This window comes from Hymenobacter seoulensis, from assembly GCF_054780535.1.
In genome coordinates this window covers 420057-438044 of record NZ_BAAGWD010000003.1, presented here as the reverse complement: position 1 = coordinate 438044, position 17988 = coordinate 420057, and the positions used below count along the sequence as shown (strand labels likewise).

General features: G+C 57.4%; 17 protein-coding genes. 4 read left to right on the top strand and 13 right to left on the bottom strand.

The features are described from left to right. The first annotated feature begins 162 nt into the window (after nt 1–162). Nucleotides 163–1707 carry a hypothetical protein gene (locus ACYVHC_RS15510; RefSeq protein ID WP_460614688.1) on the top strand — a complete coding sequence of 515 codons (1545 nt, stop codon included), beginning with the start codon at nt 163–165 and terminating at the stop codon, nt 1705–1707. Between the two features lie 198 nt (nt 1708–1905). Here the strand turns inward: ACYVHC_RS15510 and ACYVHC_RS15505 are convergent, their stop codons facing one another. Next, on the bottom strand, nt 1906–2751 hold the full coding sequence (locus ACYVHC_RS15505) for a hypothetical protein (protein WP_460614687.1): 846 nt from the start codon (nt 2749–2751) through the stop codon (nt 1906–1908). Between the two features lie 30 nt (nt 2752–2781). Continuing rightward, nucleotides 2782–3243 carry an ABA4-like family protein gene (locus tag ACYVHC_RS15500; protein ID WP_460614686.1) on the bottom strand — a complete coding sequence of 154 codons (462 nt, stop codon included), beginning with the start codon at nt 3241–3243 and terminating at the stop codon, nt 2782–2784. Between the two features lie 165 nt (nt 3244–3408). On the opposite strand from ACYVHC_RS15500, the gene ACYVHC_RS15495 reads away from it, so the two are divergent. Beyond that, nucleotides 3409–4128 carry a hypothetical protein gene (locus ACYVHC_RS15495; protein ID WP_460614685.1) on the top strand — a complete coding sequence of 240 codons (720 nt, stop codon included), beginning with the start codon at nt 3409–3411 and terminating at the stop codon, nt 4126–4128. Nucleotides 4129–4262: 134 nt separating this feature from the next. Here the strand turns inward: ACYVHC_RS15495 and ACYVHC_RS15490 are convergent, their stop codons facing one another. From ACYVHC_RS15490 to ACYVHC_RS15475, 4 genes are all read right to left on the bottom strand, one after another. Further along, entirely contained in the window at nt 4263–4697 is a 435-nt protein-coding gene (locus tag ACYVHC_RS15490) for a hypothetical protein (RefSeq protein WP_460614684.1), read from the bottom strand. A gap of 108 nt (nt 4698–4805) precedes the next feature. After that, a complete protein-coding gene (locus ACYVHC_RS15485; RefSeq protein WP_460614683.1) occupies nt 4806–6968 on the bottom strand; it encodes a M49 family metallopeptidase in 2163 nt (720 codons plus the stop codon). Nucleotides 6969–7191: 223 nt separating this feature from the next. Next, nucleotides 7192–8304, bottom strand: a complete 1113-nt coding sequence (locus ACYVHC_RS15480; RefSeq protein ID WP_460614682.1) for an acyl-CoA synthetase family protein — start codon at nt 8302–8304, stop codon at nt 7192–7194. Between the two features lie 53 nt (nt 8305–8357). After that, nucleotides 8358–8807, bottom strand: a complete 450-nt coding sequence (locus ACYVHC_RS15475; protein WP_460614681.1) for a hypothetical protein — start codon at nt 8805–8807, stop codon at nt 8358–8360. A 179-nt stretch (nt 8808–8986) separates the two neighbouring features. Between ACYVHC_RS15475 and ACYVHC_RS15470 the strand changes: the two genes are divergently transcribed. Continuing rightward, on the top strand, nt 8987–9205 hold the full coding sequence (locus ACYVHC_RS15470) for a hypothetical protein (RefSeq protein ID WP_460614680.1): 219 nt from the start codon (nt 8987–8989) through the stop codon (nt 9203–9205). Nucleotides 9206–9275: 70 nt separating this feature from the next. Here ACYVHC_RS15470 and ACYVHC_RS15465 read toward each other — a convergent pair whose 3' ends face one another. The 7 genes from ACYVHC_RS15465 to ACYVHC_RS15435 all read right to left on the bottom strand — a co-directional run bounded on the left by ACYVHC_RS15465 (nt 9276) and on the right by ACYVHC_RS15435 (nt 16587). Then, nucleotides 9276–10775, bottom strand: a complete 1500-nt coding sequence (locus ACYVHC_RS15465) for a serine hydrolase domain-containing protein (protein ID WP_460614679.1) — start codon at nt 10773–10775, stop codon at nt 9276–9278. 273 nt (nt 10776–11048) lie between these two features. Then, nucleotides 11049–11555 (bottom strand): hypothetical protein, encoded by a 507-nt coding sequence (locus tag ACYVHC_RS15460; RefSeq protein WP_460614678.1) that lies wholly within the window; start codon nt 11553–11555, stop codon nt 11049–11051. 57 nt (nt 11556–11612) lie between these two features. Then, nucleotides 11613–11981, bottom strand: coding sequence for a DUF6370 family protein (locus ACYVHC_RS15455; protein WP_460614677.1), 369 nt, complete (start codon nt 11979–11981; stop codon nt 11613–11615). 128 nt (nt 11982–12109) lie between these two features. Then, nucleotides 12110–12934 carry a 1,4-dihydroxy-2-naphthoyl-CoA synthase gene (gene menB / locus ACYVHC_RS15450; protein WP_460614676.1) on the bottom strand — a complete coding sequence of 275 codons (825 nt, stop codon included), beginning with the start codon at nt 12932–12934 and terminating at the stop codon, nt 12110–12112. 14 nt (nt 12935–12948) lie between these two features. Beyond that, nucleotides 12949–14871: a 2-succinyl-5-enolpyruvyl-6-hydroxy-3-cyclohexene-1-carboxylate synthase gene (menD, locus tag ACYVHC_RS15445; protein WP_460614675.1), complete on the bottom strand. Its 1923-nt coding sequence runs from the start codon at nt 14869–14871 to the stop codon at nt 12949–12951. A 64-nt stretch (nt 14872–14935) separates the two neighbouring features. Beyond that, a complete protein-coding gene (locus ACYVHC_RS15440; RefSeq protein ID WP_460614674.1) occupies nt 14936–16159 on the bottom strand; it encodes a chorismate-binding protein in 1224 nt (407 codons plus the stop codon). Beyond that, entirely contained in the window at nt 16156–16587 is a 432-nt protein-coding gene (locus tag ACYVHC_RS15435) for a hotdog family protein (protein WP_460614673.1), read from the bottom strand. The genes ACYVHC_RS15440 and ACYVHC_RS15435 overlap by 4 nt, the downstream gene beginning before the upstream one ends. Before the next feature lie 207 nt (nt 16588–16794). Here ACYVHC_RS15435 and ACYVHC_RS15430 point away from each other — a divergent pair, with 207 nt between their 5' ends. Next, nucleotides 16795–17421, top strand: coding sequence for a histidine phosphatase family protein (locus ACYVHC_RS15430; RefSeq protein ID WP_460614672.1), 627 nt, complete (start codon nt 16795–16797; stop codon nt 17419–17421). Nucleotides 17422–17988 lie beyond the last annotated feature (567 nt).

Sequence of the window (17988 nt, the reverse complement as noted above, 5' to 3'; positions counted from 1 at the left end):
AAAGTGCTCAGGCATATCATCTTTACGCTCTATTGATGAGCGCAAGTACACTAGCTTATGCTAAGCCTTAAAACGTTTTTCTTACTTCACTACTATTTCTAATATTTGGTTTTTATTCGGTAAAATATTGATAGATAATAACTTGTATTTTCCCCAAATACGATGCCCAACGAAAATTCCGATCCGGTTTTTCAATTAATCAAGACCCTGACCCGCACTGAAAAGCGGCACTTCCGGCTGTTTGCCAACCGGCAGGGCTCCACTGATGGGCTGAAGTTCCTGCAGCTTTTCGATGCGTTGGACGGGCAGGAGAAGTACGATGAGGAGCGCGTGCTGGCCCAGGTGCCAGCCATTAAGAAAGTGCAAGTAGCCAACCTAAAGGCGAACTTGTACCGGCAGTTGCTGTCGAGTTTGCGCATGTACCACGCCAGTCACAACCTCGATATTCAGCTGCGGGAGCAACTTGATTATGCCCGGGTGCTTTACAATCGGGGCCTCTATCAGCAGAGCCTACGCATGCTGGAAAAAGTGAAAGCCTCAGCGCGGCAGGCCGAAATGCAGCACATTGTACTACTAGCCCTTGATTTTGAGAAGCTAATTGAAGGACAGTATATCACGCGCAGCTTGCGTGGACGGGCGCGGGAGTTATCGGACGAGGCGACCAGTACTGTAGCGCACGTTTCGCAGGAGCACGAACTGTCCAACCTGGCGCTTCGCATGTACGGTCGATACCTCAAAATCGGGCACACCCGCAATCAGCAGGACTACGAGAAAATAACGGCCTACTTCCGCGACGGTTTGCCTGCAATGGACCCGCGGGAAGCGGGCTTTTATGAGCAACTGTATTACTACCAGGCCCATGTCTGGTACTACACCATCACACAGAACTTCCGGCTGTGCTTCCGCTATGCGCAGAAATGGGTAGATCTGTTTGAGAACAACCCTCTTATGCGGGAGCAGCAGGCCATGTTGTACATCAAAGGCCTACACAACCTGTTGATTACGGCTCACAATATGCTGTATTACAGCAAATTTGAGCAGGTGCTAGCGCAACTGGAGGCCTACGCTGCCGACCCCAACCGGTACTCGAACCCGAACATTGAAATGCTGCTGTTCCTGTACATCTACACGAACCGGCTCAATGGGTATTTCATGCGCGGGCAGTTCACGGAGGGCCTCACCATCATTCCGGAGTTGCTAGAAAAGCTGGACCACTTCCGCATTCAGCTCGACTCGCACCGGCGGTTGGTGTTCTACTATAAAATTGCCAGCCTTTACTTCGGCAGTGGCCAGCCCGATAAGGCCATTGAGTACCTTAATAAGGTTATCTATTTCAAGGAGGCGAGCCTGCGCGAAGACATTCAGTGCTTTGCCCGCATTCTGAACCTGATTGCCCACTACGAAGCCGGCCGCGACGAAGCGCTGGATTACCAAATCCGCTCGGTGTACCGTTTCCTGGGCAAAATGAACGACCAGCAGCAGATGCAGGAAGCCATCTTCCAGTTCTTGCGCAACCTCGGCGATGTGGCTCCTTCTCAGCTAAAAGAGGCCTTTATCCAGCTCAAAGACAAGCTCGTGCGCATTGCCGAAAACCCTTTTGAGCGCCGGCCTTTTCTCTACCTCGATATCATTTCCTGGCTCGAAAGCAAAATCGAAAACGTGCCGGTGCAGGAGGTGATCCAGCGCAAATTCAAGCAGTTGAAGTAGGAGGATGACGTGGTGAATAGTGAGGAGGGTACAGGACGAAGTAAAATAGAACGTCATTAAACAGGCCGTCATTTCGAGCGCAGTCGAGGAATCTCGCGTGCTGACGTTGCAATGGTAATCCTGACGTCAGCACGCGAGATTCCTCGACTGCGCTCGGAATGAGGGCCTATATATCCTATCTACCTACATATCCTGCCTCTAAAACAGGGGCAACCCGTGCACGGCCTGTATAAACAATGCCGCCACCAAGCCGGCATAGAGCAACGCCCCTAGCCACGTGAGTAGCACCGCTCGACTAGGCACGGTTCGGGCCAGAAGCCACCCTAGCAACGGCACGGCTTGTAAGGCGTGCAGGCCTAGGAAGTGGGCGATGCGCAGGTCGCCGGCGCGGGTGCTCCAGCCGAGGCCGGGGAGGCCGGGGCCACCATCGGGGGCGCCCACCGTGTGCTGGTTGAGGTGAATCATCATGCCACCGAGCACGCTTCCAATAAGGAAGAGCAACAAGCCTAGGCGCACGCCCCATACGTAGCCAGCGGGGCCGTGCGGGCGGTGTCGCCACACCAAGTACACGGCCCACATGGTAAGCACGGTATTCAGCAGGATGAACACGCCCATCAGGTTGAAAACCAGCATATCGAAGGTGCTGGCGATGTTGTAGTGGGAGGTGGTGCCCCGTGCGGCCTGGCCCGAAATGCACACCATTTCAACCACCATGCTCAGGCCTACTCCCCAGCTGATGCGGCGCACGGCGCGTTGGGCCTGGGAGGGCAGATCGGCCAGCAGCCAGGCCAGCGTCCAGAGGTAGAGGAGGCCCGATAGGGCAAACTTCAGGGGCTTCACCCACACCGGTACGCCTGTCACCAACCGATGGTCGAAGGGCAAAAGCACGATGGCCAACAGCAGAAACCCTACGTGCAGCCAACCCGCCCCCGACAACACCGGATTCACGCGGTGCAGCACCCGAAGCCAGTCGGCGGCATAGGCCAGCGGTAACGCCACGTGCCGGGATAAAGGGCGCAGGGTACCGGTTGAGGTTGTTTTCAAGGGTAGGAAAGTAGACATGGCGACGGAAAACTAACGCGTGGCAGAGGAGGCGGAAGTAGCAACATCGCGGCCATAAAAACGCCGCACCAAAGAGTACAGAAGCAGCCCCACTGGCCCAAACAAGAACGTGAGCAGAAGGCACGGCACGAGCAGCAAGTGCGGCACCCCGCGCCGCCGCGCATCGAGGCTTTCCCAGATGCCGAGGCACAAATCGAAGCACAGGTAATGCACCCAGCCCGCCAGCAGCGCCCACGGGTTGCGGAACAAGGCTGCTACCCCGGCCAAAGAGCTAAACCCACCTTCGGAACCATGAGGCCCAATATAGTGCAAGCCAATTAGGAGGGCATACGCCGCGGCCAGCAGGAGTGGCAGGGCCCCGCTCAGTACTAGGCGCTGCGTTACGTACCAGCGTGGCGCCAGCACCAGCAAGGCCCAACCCAGCATAGCAACGGGGTTAGCCAGCGAAAACAGAACGTCGGGTTGCAGTACCATATAGACCTAGTAGCGGATGACGCCGTAAACATGGAGATAATGGAGGTGTTTGTCAGGGTAAAACGGGGTGAAACCGCCGTTACACCGGGTCAACCGTACTAGGGCATGTGGTGAGCCAAAATGCCATGCCCCTGATTTCCTCGCCGGAGAACGTATTTTTGTGCCGTGAATGCCGCCTGTCTATCCCGTTTGTTTGCCTTATCTATCCCGCTAGCCCTACTGCCCGGCCAAACCGCCTGGGCACTTGCTGATAGTACCTTTGTGCGCCAGGCGCACCGCCGGCCGGTGTTTCAGTTTGATCAGAGGTTCTCTATTCTGAATGGCAAAGTAGTTGGAATCAACGGAATAAAAGGCGGTATAGAATGGCGCGGCCGTTGGCGGGCAGGCATAGGTCTGTACCGGCTTTCTGGAGGCGTACCAACGCGTATTGCGCAGCCCATCGGGACGCCAGCTGGTACCCGCGACGAGGTCCGGTTTCGCTATGTGGTGGCGTATGGCGAGTACGTGTTCATCGGGAACAAGCGCTGGGAGCTGAGTACGCCCTTGCAGCTGGGCGCGGGCAGCTACTATACTAAATACTACTTTCCGGATGGCGGCGTGCGCCGAACCAACAACGAAGTGCTATTTATGGTAGAGCCCTCTATTGCGGCCCATTACCGGGTATTTCGGTGGATTGGGGTGGGTGCCGGAGCAGGGTATCGGCAGGCCATAGCGGCGGGCCAGCAGCCCGAGGATGAAATGAGCGGCGTCATTTTCTTCGGGCGGGTTAAGCTTTTTCTGAGCGACTTTATTCGGGTGGTTAGGGGGCGGCAGCGCTTGTTTTCGCAGCGCGGACTTCGCGAAGACCCGCCACCCGTTACCCCTTTGCCCGCCCCGCAACCCTAGTAAAACCAGTTTGTACGCCAGTAAAAGGAACGGCTGCGCACCCGTCGGGCCGCGCCTAAAAACAGCCTCGCCCGGCGCCTAGCTTTGTAGCCAGATGCCGGGCGAGGCTGCTTCAGAGGGAGCAGATGTTGCCGTTAGCGCGCGGCGCCTATGGCTTTAGCCGAGGTAGGGCGGCGCAGCACATAGCGACGCACATATTCGCTAGGCTCACCTTTGGTGTAGTTAATGGGGTGCTCCATAATCTGCACAATTTCCCAGCCCAGGCTGCCCATGTAGTTGAGGGCGCTGATAGTGGTAGCAAACACCTGAATTTTGCCGGCCTCGCGCACTACCTGCTCCGAGCCGCCCAGCTTCTCGTAGCCGTAGCCGAAGTCAACGAAGATGTCGCCGCTTTTTTCTTTTTCGGCTTTGCCCAGGTTAATGGCGCCCGTGCGCATCAGTTCGCAGAACTCGTACCGAACAGGCTCGGCCTGCATAGGGCGCACTGCTGCCGGAGCCGACTGTGCCTGAACGTGTGCCGCCGAGCCCAGCAGTGTGGCCAGCAGCAGCGTGGAGAAAAGGTGTTTCATGAGGTGAATGGTTGGAGAAGTTAGACGAGGATCTGGAGTGGCGGGCAAAAGTTACAGGGAAAGATGTGGTAGTGGTACCGGCTCTTTCCCTGTATTTTAGAATCTAGGTTAGTTGTAGTTGGGCAGCAACCGGTACTTGCGGCCGTATTCCAGCATCTGCTGCGAGAAGTCAGTGGGGTATTCCACTTTCACGTCCACCACTTTACCGTCCTGCAGTACGGGCACCAGCTTGGGCTGGATGAAGCCAGCGTAGGGGGCAATGTTGAGCTTTGAGTAGCGAGCCAGCACTTCCTTGTGCAGGGCTGGGTCAACCTTCACGCCGTAGGTTTCAATTAGGTTTTTGCCGGCCGCATAGTCCCCCTCGCTGGTGATGCGCTGGAGCTCGCGCAGTAGCTGCCCAAACAGGCCGCGTAGCTTCCCGTAGTCGTTCACCCGGAAATACGTGTTGCCGTCGCGGGTTATCTTCTCGATGACGTTGTCTTTGCTACCTTTCTCGAAAGCCCATTTCGCTACCATCTGGCGGTTGCGCATGTGAGCTTCTTCTACGGTTTCACCGAGTTGGAGGCGCACCAGCTGCGTCATCAGGCCGTTGCGGATGTAGTTGTCATACTCGGCTTTGGCTACGTCGGCGGAGGGCACCACGCCCAGCTGGGTTAGCTTGGGGTCGGGGAGATAATAAAGCGCTACTAGGTCGGCGCGGGCTTCTTCCAGCGCTGAGGCGTAGCTTTTCAGGGTTTCTTTGGGAGTGCCCACGCCTTTGTTGATCTGCCCCGATGCGTGCCCGATTACCTCGTGCATGTCGGTGTGGAGCTTGCCGGCCAGCGCCGCGTATTGGCGGGCGCGCTGCTTTTCGGCCTCATCAAACGCAAACTCATCTAGCAGGCCACCGGCATCGGCCAGGCCGTAGGCATCCACAATGTTGCCTAGGTTGACTGATTTAGAGCCGTGCTCTTTCCGAATCCAGGTGGCATTGGGCAGGTTGATGCCGATAGGCGTATTGGGAGCGGCGTCGCCGGCTTCTACTACCACGGTAATTACTTTGGCCGTAATCCCAACGACATTCTGCTTCTTGTGCTCAGGCTTGATGGTGGAGTTATCTTCAAACCACTGGGCCTCGTCGCCGATGGCCTTGATGCGCTTGGTGGCTTCCAGGTCCTTGAACGATACCACCGACTCATAAGCTGCGCGGTAACCTAGTGGGTCGCCGTACACCTCAATAAAGCCGTTCACTACATCTGTGCGCGACTTGGTATCGTGCACCCAGGCAATGTTGTACTCATCCCATTTTTTCAGGTCGCCGGTCTGGTAAAACTCGATGAGCTTTTGCAGCGCCAGCTTCTGTTCGGGGTTTTCGGCTACTTCCACGGCCTTGGTCAGCCAGTACACCACTTTCGTGAGGGCCTGGCCGTACATGCCTTCGGTGTGCCACACGCGTTCAATCAGGCGGTTTTGCTTGTCCTTTATCAGCTTCGAGTTGAGGCCGTAGGAAACGGGCTGCGCGTCTTTCTTGCTGGCTTTTTTCTTGTACAGCGTTTCCACTTCCGTTTGGGTCATGCCCTCATAGAAGTTGTTGGCGGAGGTCTTCACCAAGTCTTTGCCAGCTTCCTGGTTTACGCGTTTCGGGGCCACATTCGCGTCAAACAAGATGGGCGTCATCGTGGCCAGAAACTTGGTAACTGATTCGCCGGGCTCTAGGGGCAATAGTTTGGAGTCGGTGGCAAAAATCAGCTCCTTGAAATAGGCCGGGGTGCACTCGGGCACAAACTTGCGGGTGCTGTAGTGGTGGTGCACACCATTGCTGAACCACACGCGCTTGGCGTAAGTAGCAAACTTGCCGGCCTGGGCTATCTGCTGCTGATTGGTGCTGGCCGTCAGGCGCTCCTGGTTGGCAGGCCACAGGGCTTCCAGGGTGCGGCGCACACGCAGGTTGTGCTTGTAATTCTGGTCGTAGATGATGTCGCGGCCACTTAGGGCGGCCTCGTACAGGTAGTACAGCAGCTCTTTCTGGCGGGGTTCCAGCTCCTCGAAACCGGGCACTTGGTAGCGCAGAATGCGCAGGTCGGCGAACTGCTCCGTGACTACCTGAAAGGGCGGAGTGGCGGGTGCTGCTGGCGCTTCGGTTGCTACGAGCTGTGCTTGGGGAGCTACCTCGGTGGGGCTGCTGCTAACAGCCGTGATGGGGGGAGCGGTGGTGTGGGAGGTGCTGGCACAGCCGCCGCCCAGCTGAGCAATCAGCAAGAGGGCAGCCGCCGATAGGGGAGGGCGCTTCATTAATACAAGGCAGAGTGGAGAACTTGTACAAATCAACGCATAATTTAACGAAAGCAAGAAAGCGCGCACCAAGCAAATCGGGCTTACCAGAACTTTTCCTGACTAGGGCCTTCTCAGAGCCAACCCTTGGCAGCATAACCACCCCAGTAGGGGCCCAGGGCGGTTGTGCTTAAACGCAGGGCTAGGCGGCGGGCGTCGAGCCCGGTTTGCCCGCAAGCAATGCCTAGTGAGCCTCTCGCACGGTGCTGAGGCGGTCGAGCTTGCCGGAGGCTGTTGTGCGAAACTGTGGCACAAAGACCAGTTCGCGGGGCTGTTCATACTTACCCAGGCGCTGGCCTAGCAACTCCTGCAAGGCATGCTGCTGCTCGGGCGTTAGTGCATCGCCTTCCACAAAAGCCGTTACCTGCTCGCCCAGCCGCTGATCGGGCAGGCCAGCTACAAAAGCTCGGCGGCTTAGGCCCAGCTCCATGAGAGCCACTTCCAGCACTAGCTCTACTTTCTCGGCCTGCACTTTCACGCCGCCGCTGTTTATCACAAAATCGGCGCGGCCCAGCCATTCAAAGCGGTGGGCATCGAGCAGGTGTACCCGGTCATTGGTGGTGATGAGCTCTCCACGGGTCACATCGGCTCGGATGGTAAGGCAGCCGCGCTCATCCTGCCCTACCTCAATGCCAGGCAGCACCTGGTAATGTGGGGCCGGACTAGGTCCGTTGAGGCGGCGAAGGGCAATATGCGAGGCCGTTTCCGTCATGCCATACGTCACGTACACGGGCACCGTCAGCGCCTGGATCTGGCGCTCCAGGCTGCGCTCTACGGCGGCGCCACCCACCAGTATGCCTTTCATCTGATTTAGGCGCGGGGCGTGGCCGGCTTCCAGCACGGCCCGCAGCTGCAAGGGCACAAAGGAGGTGAAGTCAAAGGTGGTTTGAGCGGGCACAAGGGATAGCGGATTGGCTTGGGGCTCTACAATGGTGAGGTGCATGCGGCGCTTAAAGGCCCGCACCAGCATCATCAGGCCGCCCACATACTCACAGTTCAGGCACACCAGCATTCGGTCGCCGGGGCCCAGGTCGAAGTAGTCGCCGGTGCGCCGGGCCGAGGCTTCCAGCTGCTGCCGCGTCATGGTCACGGTTTGAGGCGTGCCCGTAGAGCCCGAGGTCTGCAGCCCAAACTCCTGCGCTCCGTTCAGCCATTGCCGGCAGAAGTCCAGCACCCGCGCCTCGTAGCCATTCAGGTCAGCGGGGGAGTTGGCGGGGTATTGCTGAATATCGGCGTAGAGGAATTCGCGGCCGTTGAGCAGAAGTGAGTCGGGAAGCAGGTCAGAGGAAGAAGCCATACAAGAGAATCAGAAAATCAAGCAAAAACAGACACTTGGGGCCGCCAACTACCCTAGCTGAGCAGCCAGCGCTGGTAGGTTTTGGCCGAAGGCGCCGTGACCAAGCACAAAACCACCAGCAGAAAACCGCACGCCACCAGCTCCAGCACTCCGCGGGTAAGGAAGTACGAAACCAGAAAAGGCAACCCAAGCAAGCCCAGCAAACTGTCGCGCAGAAATACACGGCCCTTGTAAATACGCAGATTTTCCTCAGCCAGCCGCCTCAGGTTGGGCCGCAGGCGCCGGTCAACCAAATACAGTATCCCACCCACCACGGGCACTAAGGCCCCCAGCAGACCCAGCGCCAGCCCCGAAGGTGCCTGTGGCTGCCGGGCCGCCTGAGGTTGCAGCTGGCTGCCCATAGCCGCTACCACGCCAAGCATGAGCAGGGCCTGCAAGAGGTAGTGCAGCCAGTGCCAGCGCCGTACGCGCCGGATAGCATCGTGGAATTCGGCATCGGTCATGAGGAAAGGGAAGTGAAAGGGCGGCTAGGGGTTTGCGAGGCGAAGAGGGGTAGTAAACCAGTGCGTAGGAATAACCGAAATTCGCTGGGAAGCTCCCGAGCAGCGGGTAATTAAACAACTTCCGCTTGACTTATAGGAGGTTATGGGTGTATATTACCCTAGTACAATCTCCCAAAGCCATGCAGCCCACCGCCCCGAGTCCGTTTGCCCTGGCCAAAACCTTTGTTTTCCGGCGCTACCTCACGCTGCGCAAGCATGTAGTGGCCATTCCGGCCCCGTTGCCGCCTGATATGGCCCGCCGAGCCCGAAAGCTGCTCAAGAAACAGCGCAAAAGCGAACGGCTGCGCAACTTCTTCGGCTGGTGGGAAGGCTGCGCCGCCTACGGCTCCATATTCTGATTTTCCTGAAAACAGCAAGCGCCACCCGTACCAGGTGGCGCTTGTAGTTAGACCGTAGTAGTGTGGCCTCTTACAGCGCTTTGCCGGCTGCCACTTTGGTAAATGTGAGCGGCGCCGAGTTCGGTAGCTTTACTTCAATCCCACTCACCTTGGCGGTGGCATCGGTCAGTACCTGAAAATCAAACTGGTCGGAGCCCGTAAAGTGGGTTGTGTACGCCGTAAAGCCAGCCTCCGAGGTTTGCTTTACAGTGCCTTTGAAGTCATAGTAGGCAAAGCGGAGTTGGTTCTTGTTTTCACTAGTTATGCTGATGGTGCCGTACGCCGGGTGCGTATATACTCCGGCTATGGTTGCTAGTCTTTTAAGCGTTTCCTTATTCTCGATGGTATAGAGTTTTTGCTCCGGCTTGCTTTGCGCTTTGGTGGCATTGGTCAACACGAATTCCTCAAATCCCCGCATCTTCTCGTAGTTATCCTCCACAAAAATATTGGTGGCGTACCGGATCAGCAGGTTTTGTAAGTCAGTCTGCTGATTGGTCAGGATGACAATGCCGAAACCGGCCTGCGGCATCATCAGAATACGGGAGCTTTGGCCCCCGGTGCGGCCATCGTGGTAAACTATTTTGCGGTTGGTATCCACGTCCCAGCCAATACCATAAAATACCTGCTCGGCGGGGTTCCGGACGGTAAGGGGGCTAGTCAGAAAGTTGTACTGCTTTTCCGACAGAAACGGCTGGCCTTGTACGCCGCCTTTGCCCAGCCACATACCCAGCCACTTGGCCATGTCATCAATAGTTGACGTGATGCTGCCGGCCGGCGCGCAGGCGTCTAATCCTTCTTGCGGCACGCGGGTAGTGCCATCGTTTTTGTAGCTGATGGTTTTCTCCGGATACTTCTGAAATTCTTCGAAGGTGGTAAAGGAGTTCTTCATGCCCAGCGGCTCGAAAATGCGCTGCCTGACTTGCTGTTCCCACGTAGTGCCAGCCGCTTTTTCCTCCACAATGCCGGCCACCGTGTACATCAGGTTGTTGTATAGAAATTTCTCGCGGAAAGAACCGTCAAAGCTCAAATGCTGGACTTTCTCCAGCATTTCGTTTCTGGAAAACTTGGGGCCGTACAGCAGATAAAAGTGCTTGTCAAGCCCTACGCGGTGGGTTAGCAAGTCCTGAACCGTGGCATTCTGGGCGGCGTAGGTATCCTGTAGCTTGAAGGCAGGCAAATGGCTAACTACTTTGTCGTCCCACTTCAGCTTTCCATCGGCTACCAGCTGCGAGGCCAGCACGCCCGTGAAGGCCTTGGTGCAGGAGCCAATTTCAAAAAGTGTGTTGTTGGTTACCGGCAGCTTTTTTTCAACATCGCGGTAGCCCAGGCCACCTTTATAAAGCACCTGATTTTTGTAGATAATGACCACCGCCATGCCGGAGTTGTGCGCTTTAGTGCGCAGCGTATCCGTCAGCTTCAAAAAATAGTCTAGCTTCTGGGCGTCGGTGCGAGGGGCGAGAGCGGGTGTTTTTTGTTGGCCTACAACGCTTTGCGCCAGGAAAAGAAGTAAAAGCAGGAAGCTATTTTTCATATTGTATTGATGGATACTAATCTGCCTGATTGTGCATGCGCTTCTGCGTAGCCGCTTATTTCTGTGGGTGAGTTGTGCTATAATTTTCTTTAGCCGCCCCGAATCCAGCGGAAGAATTGTCGCAACAGATTGAAAGCTTCCACAAACAAGCTATACCAGATCAGAAGCGCCCCTAATGTTAGAATTATAAAGAATATCGGGCCCAACCAATTAGTTAGTAGCAGAGTGTGCATGTAGTGAAATACAGTTCGACTAGTTGGAATGGCCTCCAGCCTAAGTAGCAATAGCAACCGAAGCCGCCATCATCGACATGTAGTAGTTGGCGCAGTGAATGGTGGTGAGCAGCAGCACGTCTTTCTCATCGAGAGTCTCAAACTCCTCGGTAGCAGACAGGCTATAGCTAGGTTTCAGGGAGTTCCACTGAAAGGATGGACTCACTACCATCAGCTCCTTTTCATCTTTATCCAGAAGAACGAAGGTGTTTTTGAGCAGGCTTTTCTGCTTGAACAGAAACACTCGGCTGTTGAGCTTCGACTTGATTATGATGGTGCCGCTCCAGTTCATCTTGAAGTTCAGCAGCACCTTCTCCTGCTGATCTGTTAACTCTACGGTGGTGCCCCACACGCCCTTGGGACCTATCCGAAAGTTGGCGCCATCGGGCAGCGTGAGCACTGCTTTCAAAGAAAACCATTCAGTGTAGTGCAGCGTGCCGCGCACTTCATCATGGGCCAGGAGCGTAAAGTCGCGGGTTCCCTTGTTGGTTACCTGATAGTTGGCCATACGGCGTAAAAATAGCGGCTAGTAAATGGGAGTAGCTGGGGTGCAACTGTTGCTCGGCTACTTTGCTTTGGGGGTTTCCGGCAGAAGCTGAAAATACGTGGCTACAAAGCGGTTATCTACTATCTCACCTTGCACCTTGGCCTTCCGGATGGCTTGGCAGAACCCGTCCTTGGCATGCGCATCGCCGTGCGAGTCGATGTTGGTGCCATCCACGAAATAGGCTTTGCCATCAATCCGGACGGCCAAATCACAGCTTTTGCCTGGCAGCCCGAGCCGGCACTGACCGCAGGACGCCTCCACAACTTGCACTGATTTGTTTGGGTCGGGGGCAGTAACGCTGGCGGCCGCTTTAGTGGTAGTAACCTGCGCCTGAGCGGTTGTGGCGCCGGCAAGGCCTAGGGCAAGTAAGAGTAGAAAGTGCTTCATGAGGGGAGGCAGGGTATAGGGTAGCAACTACAGGCAGCCGCGCCGCCTGGGGCGAAAAGTACAGAAAAAACGCTGCCCGCCCTTTACAGGCAGGCAGCGCTTACTACACTGGATTGCGGGCCGAGGCCTTATGGGAATTTGGGGTACTTCGAGAAGTCAGGCGTGCGCTTTTCAATGAAGGCGTTTTTGCCCTCTTTGGCTTCCTCGGAGAGGTAGTACAATAGGGTGGCGTTGCCGGCCAGCTCCTGAATACCGGCTTGTCCGTCCAGCTCGGCATTGAAGCTCGATTTGAGCATACGCAGCGCTAGGGGGCTTTTCTCCAGAATCTTATGGCACCACGCCACGGTAGTTTCTTCGAGCTTATCGAGGGGCACCACTTTGTTTACTAGGCCCATGTCGAGCGCTTCCTGCGCGTCGTACTGGTCGCAGAGAAACCAGATTTCGCGCGCCTTTTTCTGGCCTACCACGCGAGCAAGGTAGCTAGCGCCAAAGCCGCCATCAAAGGAGCCCACCTTGGGGCCGGTCTGACCGAAACGAGCGTTATCCGCGGCAATGCTCAGGTCGCAGACGACGTGTAGCACATGGCCGCCGCCAATAGCCCAGCCCGCCACCATGGCAATTACGGGCTTCGGGATGGAGCGAATCATTTTCTGCAAATCCAGCACATTCAGGCGGGGTACGGTGTCCTCGCCAATGTAGCCGCCGTGGCCACGCACGCTTTGGTCGCCGCCCGAGCAGAAAGCCTTGCCGCCTTCCCCGGTCAGGATAATCACGCCGATATCGGTGCGGTTGCGGCAGATATCCATGGCCTCAATCATCTCCTGCACCGTGAGAGGCGTGAAGGCGTTGTGCACATGGGGGCGGTTGATGCTGATTTTGGCGATGCCGCCAGCCTGCGAGAAGAGAATTTCGCGGAACTCCTTAATCGGGGTCCAGGTAAGTTGTTCGGCCATAGGGGAAGGTTTCCTTATGATTGAGAGAATGACGTTCGTACCGCGGCGCGGTACTGTTCGAAGAACTCGGCGTTGGTGGGGCTGTCGGTGGTGATTTCGAGCAGACTCGCGCCGGATTCCGCTGCAAAGAAAACCGGTAAAGCCGACTCTAGTTCAGCAAATGAAGAAACAGCGAAATAGCGCAGGTTAAAATCGCGGGCGGTGTTCTCGGCCCGAAGCATCTGGCGCGTTTCGAAGAACTCTTCCAACTCGGGCTGCTGGCGCGGGCCGTCAATCATGCGGAAAATGCCGCCGGCGTGGTTATTGAGCAGGATTACGCGCAGGTTAGGGGTGGCGTAATTGTGCCAGAAAGCGTTGCGGTCGTAGAAAAACGCCACGTCGCCGGTGAGCAGCACCACCGGCCGGCCGGGCTGGGCCAGCGCCGCTCCAACGGCCGTGCTCGTGCAGCCATCGATGCCGCTGGTGCCTCGGTTTGCGAATATTTCCACGGTTCGGCCTGTGGGCAGCCCTAGTATATTGGCGTAGCGCACCGCCATGCTGTTAGCCAAGTGCAGCGCGGTATGATCGGGCAAGAGCTGGAGGGCTTTGTAAATAGCCGTAAACTCGTTGAACGGCTGCGTAGGCTGCTGCATAAACTCCTGCAGAAAGCCAGTAGCCCAATTTTCGGCTGCCACCCACGGTTTCAGGTACGCGGCTTTGGCCACGGCTTCCGCCTCACCCAGCTGGGCGCCGCTGCCGGGCCACTTTAGCCGCACTGGGCCACTAGGGGCCGGCGCAGTCGCAACCCGCGTAGCATCCTGCGCTGCCACAAAACTAGGGGGAGTTGGGCCCGATATCGAACCTAGTGCTGTCGGCTCAGAGGCTACCACGCTAGCTATGTTACTAGGCTCTTCTTCGGCCAAAATCGAAAAGAAATCGGTGGGTTCCATGCGCACCACCTTTGTTAGCGACTGAAACGTATCGGCAACGGCGCCTGCGGGCTGCACGTGCCAGTGCTGGGCGGGCTTGGCCGTGCGCAGATACAGTTTCAATGCCTTCGAAATAAGCGACTTGCCGAAGGTGATGAGCAGCTCAGGCTTCAGGGCTGCTTTCATGCCCGGCTCCGGCACGGCCAAAAACACATCCTGGCGGCCCAGTGGGCGCAGGCGCTGGTCGAAATCGGGCGCAGCGGGCAGGTGCAAATTAGCAATTAGGTCGCCGACTACTGGCACCTGATAGGCGGTTGCGAACCGGCGGAGGGCTAGTAGCAGCTGCGCATCGGCCGGGTGCTGGCCGCCCACCACCAGCACGCGGCTGGTGCTGCGGATGGCCTGGCGCAACTCGGCTAGTACAGGTGTTGAAAGTTGAGGGCGGCCGGGCAACTCGCGGGTGACTTTCACGGGCCCAAACTGCAGCTCCTCGCCGGCTTTGGGGTAGAAAGGCTCCCGCAGCGGCACGTTCACCTGCACTGGCCCGGCCGGAAACTGCTCTGCCAGTCCAATTGCCTCTGACACGATGCGCGCCGCATGCCACTGGGCATCAGCGTGGGCAGTATCGGCCGGAAACGTGAACGAGCCTTTCGCGTGGGCGCCATACAAATCTGACTGGCGTACCGTCTGCCCATCGAGCTGGTCAATCCATTCCGGCGGCCGGTCGGCGGTAAATACCACCAGCGGAATCTGCTGAAAATAGGCTTCTGCCACGGCCGGCGCATAGTTGAGGCCTGCCGTGCCCGAGGTGCACACCAGCGCCACTGCCCGCTGCTGGGCCTGGGCCAGCCCTAGCCCAATAAACGCTGCGGCCCGCTCATCAGGAACAGTACGCACCGTAATGCCCGGGTGACGTGCAAAGGCAATGGTGAGGGGCGCACACCGGGAGCCCGGCGAAAGCACCACATCCGTAATGCCCAGCTGGGCGCAGATTTCGGGGATGTTATGAACGGCTTGCAAAGAAGGCATAGGATAGGGCAGAACGGCTGATACCTAAATGAACGACCACACGACTTTCAGATGATGGAGTAGGTTATTCACTTAAAATGGCCCCAACAGTCCGCAGCTTCAGCTCTGTTTCCTGCCACTCGCGGGCCGGATCGGAGTCGATGGTAAGGCCGGTGCCGGCGTAGAGAATAGCTTCCTGAGGCCGCAACTGCAGGCAGCGCAGGTTTACGTACAAACGCGCCACGCCGGCATCGGGCAGGTTCACGGGGCCCAGGAAACCGGCGTAGTACGCGCGGTCGTAGCCTTCGTTGTGGCGCAAAAATTCCAGGGCGGGCTGTTTGGGCACGCCGCCCACGGCGGGCGTAGGGTGTAGCAGCCGCAGCATATCGGTACCGAGGGTAGGGAAGGGTACGTGGTTAAGATGCACAGCGAAGTCGGTGCGCAAGTGCAGCAGTTGCCCGGCCGCTACTGTGCGCGGCCCGCGCTCATCGTATTCTCGTAGGCGCAACTGCTTAAAGCAGTTCACAATGTAGCGGGCCACCATGGCGTGCTCTTCCAGGTCTTTGTGAGCCCAGCGGGCAGTGGCGGGCTTCATGCCCTGTAGCAGCGGCTGCGTACCGGCCAGCGCCATCGTCCGGAACACCTGGTCCTCAGTAATTTCAGCCAATACTTCCGGCGTAGCGCCCAGCCAGGTGCCTACTCCCGGCGCACTCACCAGCGAGACAAAGGCGTTAGGATAGCGCTGCTGTAACTCCTCGAAAGCCGCCAGTGCATCAAACCCCGCCGGCAACGGCCGCCGCACCGCCCTGCTCGATACTACTTTTTGCACCACGCCTTCTTCAATAGCCTGCACCCCCGCCGCAACCAAGGCCTCATACTCGGGTTGCGAAGCGGTGGGCGGAACGGGCTGCCGGCTTACGTGCCAGGGCAGGTTGGCCGTGTCAGAGAGGCTAGCGAAACGCTGGCGCAGCTCTGGCAGGCGCCCGGCCGCGGCCGCGCTTACCTGAATTTCTTCGGGCTTGGCCAGGTCAAAGAACAGGTCGGCGGGCAGGAAAAGTGGCGGGTTGTGGTCGGAGTCGCGGAACGGGAAGAAGGCAAAGCCCGCCGGGGCCGTGGGCTCCAGTGCCGGCGGCAGCCCCACAAACGCGGCATCTACCTTCAGGCTCAGGCAGAGCCTAGGGTGCGTTTCATTCGGAAGCCGCCACAGGGCCACGGGACGGCCGCTGGTAAGCGCCAGGGCCACCAGCCGCTGCAGCCGGTCGGCTACCGGCAGGTCGGGCTTCCAGGAAATGCGCTGGAGGGTGCTCATGCCTGGGGTTTGGCGGCGGGCAAATCAATTACGGCCATGGTAATGCGGCTGATGCATACCAAAGCGCCGGTTTCTTCGTGGGTGATTCTGATTTCCCACACCTGCGTGCTACGGCCTACGTGCAAAGCCGTGGCCCGGCCCACTACGTAGCCTTCGCGCACGCCTTTCATGTGGTTGGCATTGATTTCGAGGCCCACGCAGGCTTGTTTACTAGGGTCGATTTTGGTGGCGGCCCCAATGCTGCCTAGCGTTTCAGCCAGGGCTACGGAAGCGCCGCCATGCAACAAACCCATGGGCTGGTGGGTGCGGCCATCAACGGGCATACGACCTTCCAGGTACTCGTCGGTAAGGGCAGTTAGCTCAATGCCGAGCGTATCGGCGAGGGTAGGGCGGGTTCCAACCCACTGTTTAATTTGCTCCAGCGTCATGAGGAAGGGTGGAAGAAGCGAGCGGCAGGGTCATCCCGGAAAAAGAAAAACACCTTTGTTCCGTAATAACAAGTTCAGCGCCCGATGTTCTGGTAAGAGCTAAGCCGTAGGTAGCGTAAGAGATAGAAGAAAACTCAGGCGCCCGAAATGAACGCCGGAGCAAAATCGCCGTACTTTAACGGCAGAAACAGCAAAACTAGGGGGAAAGTGAGCGTCAAAAAAATATACCTCATTCGCCACGGCCAGACCGATTTTAACGTGCGCGGCATTGTACAGGGCAGCGGTGTCGATTCGTCGTTAAACGAGGCTGGTCACCGCCAGGCGGCGCGTTTTTTCGCGGCCTACCGCCACGTGCCCTTTGCGAAGGTGTATACCTCTGTTTTGCAACGCACCCATCAATCGGTGCAGGGTTTTCTGGATCTGGGGCTGCCGCACGAGCAGCACGCCGGCCTGAACGAGATTAGCTGGGGCGTGCGCGAGGGCACTCGCATCACGCCGGAAGAAGACGAGGAATATCACGACGTACTGCAGAGCTGGAAAGCTGGCCAGACACATACTCGCCTGATAGGCGGCGAAAGCCCCGATGAGGTAGCGGCCCGCCAGCGCCCCGTCATCGACCTGATTACCTCGCGCCCCGACGAAGAAAACGTGCTCGTGTGCATGCACGGCCGTGCTATGCGCGTGCTGCTCTGCCAGCTGCTCGGCTACCCGCTCAGCCAGATGGATTCCTTTGAGCACCATAACCTGTGCCTCTACAAACTGCACTACACCGGCTCGCAGTTTACGGTGAAGAGCTTTCTGGATGTGCGGCATTTGCATGAAACCCACGCCTAGGGCCCATTGGATAGCCGGCGGTTGGCTTAGCCTATTAATTGGCTGCCAGGGGCCGGAACCAAAGGAGCCCCTACTAGCTCCACAACCACAACAAACCACCGCCACGGCGCAGAAGGCTCTTTGCTATTCTCCCGAGTATTGCTAGCAAATAGATGATTTGGAAGCTAAGCCTTTGCGCATTAGCCATCCAACGTTAGAAAGAAGGGTATTTGTTAGCTTCGTTATAAACCCGGACCTCCGGATCAATCAGGAGCAGGTTCGTGTAGCTAGAGTAGTTTGGAAAAGCTCGGGTAAACCACGTTTTACAGTTGAATCAGCAACCGATTCAGCCCAGTTGCAGCGGTTACTACCCCTAGTGCGGCCTGTAATTCACTCCCTTACCATTCAGCGTAGCAACCTAGCCGACCGCCAGAAGTGTAGCCAGGAGCAATGGACAGTGCCAATAACCTTCGAGTAAAGAAGTCGGTATTGATTCTGATTCAAGTTGCCGTTGCCGATATCTAAACCAGAGGCTGCCTGCAAAGGCGAAAATTCGCTGTTTTACGCGTGCTCTTAGAAGAAGGGGTT

What these genes read in the sequence shown, in the direction of transcription:
- ACYVHC_RS15460 (WP_460614678.1), bottom strand. Translation starts at nt 11,555, where the DNA reads ATGGCCAACTATCAGGTAACCAACAAGGGAACCCGCGACTTTACGCTC.
- ACYVHC_RS15480 (WP_460614682.1), bottom strand. Translation starts at nt 8,304, where the DNA reads ATGGCTTCTTCCTCTGACCTGCTTCCCGACTCACTTCTGCTCAACGGC.
- ACYVHC_RS15500 (WP_460614686.1), bottom strand. Translation starts at nt 3,243, where the DNA reads ATGGTACTGCAACCCGACGTTCTGTTTTCGCTGGCTAACCCCGTTGCT.
- ACYVHC_RS15510 (WP_460614688.1), top strand. Translation starts at nt 163, where the DNA reads ATGCCCAACGAAAATTCCGATCCGGTTTTTCAATTAATCAAGACCCTG.
- ACYVHC_RS15470 (WP_460614680.1), top strand. Translation starts at nt 8,987, where the DNA reads ATGCAGCCCACCGCCCCGAGTCCGTTTGCCCTGGCCAAAACCTTTGTT.
- ACYVHC_RS15490 (WP_460614684.1), bottom strand. Translation starts at nt 4,697, where the DNA reads ATGAAACACCTTTTCTCCACGCTGCTGCTGGCCACACTGCTGGGCTCG.
- ACYVHC_RS15485 (WP_460614683.1), bottom strand. Translation starts at nt 6,968, where the DNA reads ATGAAGCGCCCTCCCCTATCGGCGGCTGCCCTCTTGCTGATTGCTCAG.
- menD (WP_460614675.1), bottom strand. Translation starts at nt 14,871, where the DNA reads ATGCCTTCTTTGCAAGCCGTTCATAACATCCCCGAAATCTGCGCCCAG.
- ACYVHC_RS15440 (WP_460614674.1), bottom strand. Translation starts at nt 16,159, where the DNA reads ATGAGCACCCTCCAGCGCATTTCCTGGAAGCCCGACCTGCCGGTAGCC.
- ACYVHC_RS15475 (WP_460614681.1), bottom strand. Translation starts at nt 8,807, where the DNA reads ATGACCGATGCCGAATTCCACGATGCTATCCGGCGCGTACGGCGCTGG.
- ACYVHC_RS15455 (WP_460614677.1), bottom strand. Translation starts at nt 11,981, where the DNA reads ATGAAGCACTTTCTACTCTTACTTGCCCTAGGCCTTGCCGGCGCCACA.
- ACYVHC_RS15435 (WP_460614673.1), bottom strand. Translation starts at nt 16,587, where the DNA reads ATGACGCTGGAGCAAATTAAACAGTGGGTTGGAACCCGCCCTACCCTC.
- ACYVHC_RS15465 (WP_460614679.1), bottom strand. Translation starts at nt 10,775, where the DNA reads ATGAAAAATAGCTTCCTGCTTTTACTTCTTTTCCTGGCGCAAAGCGTT.
- menB (WP_460614676.1), bottom strand. Translation starts at nt 12,934, where the DNA reads ATGGCCGAACAACTTACCTGGACCCCGATTAAGGAGTTCCGCGAAATT.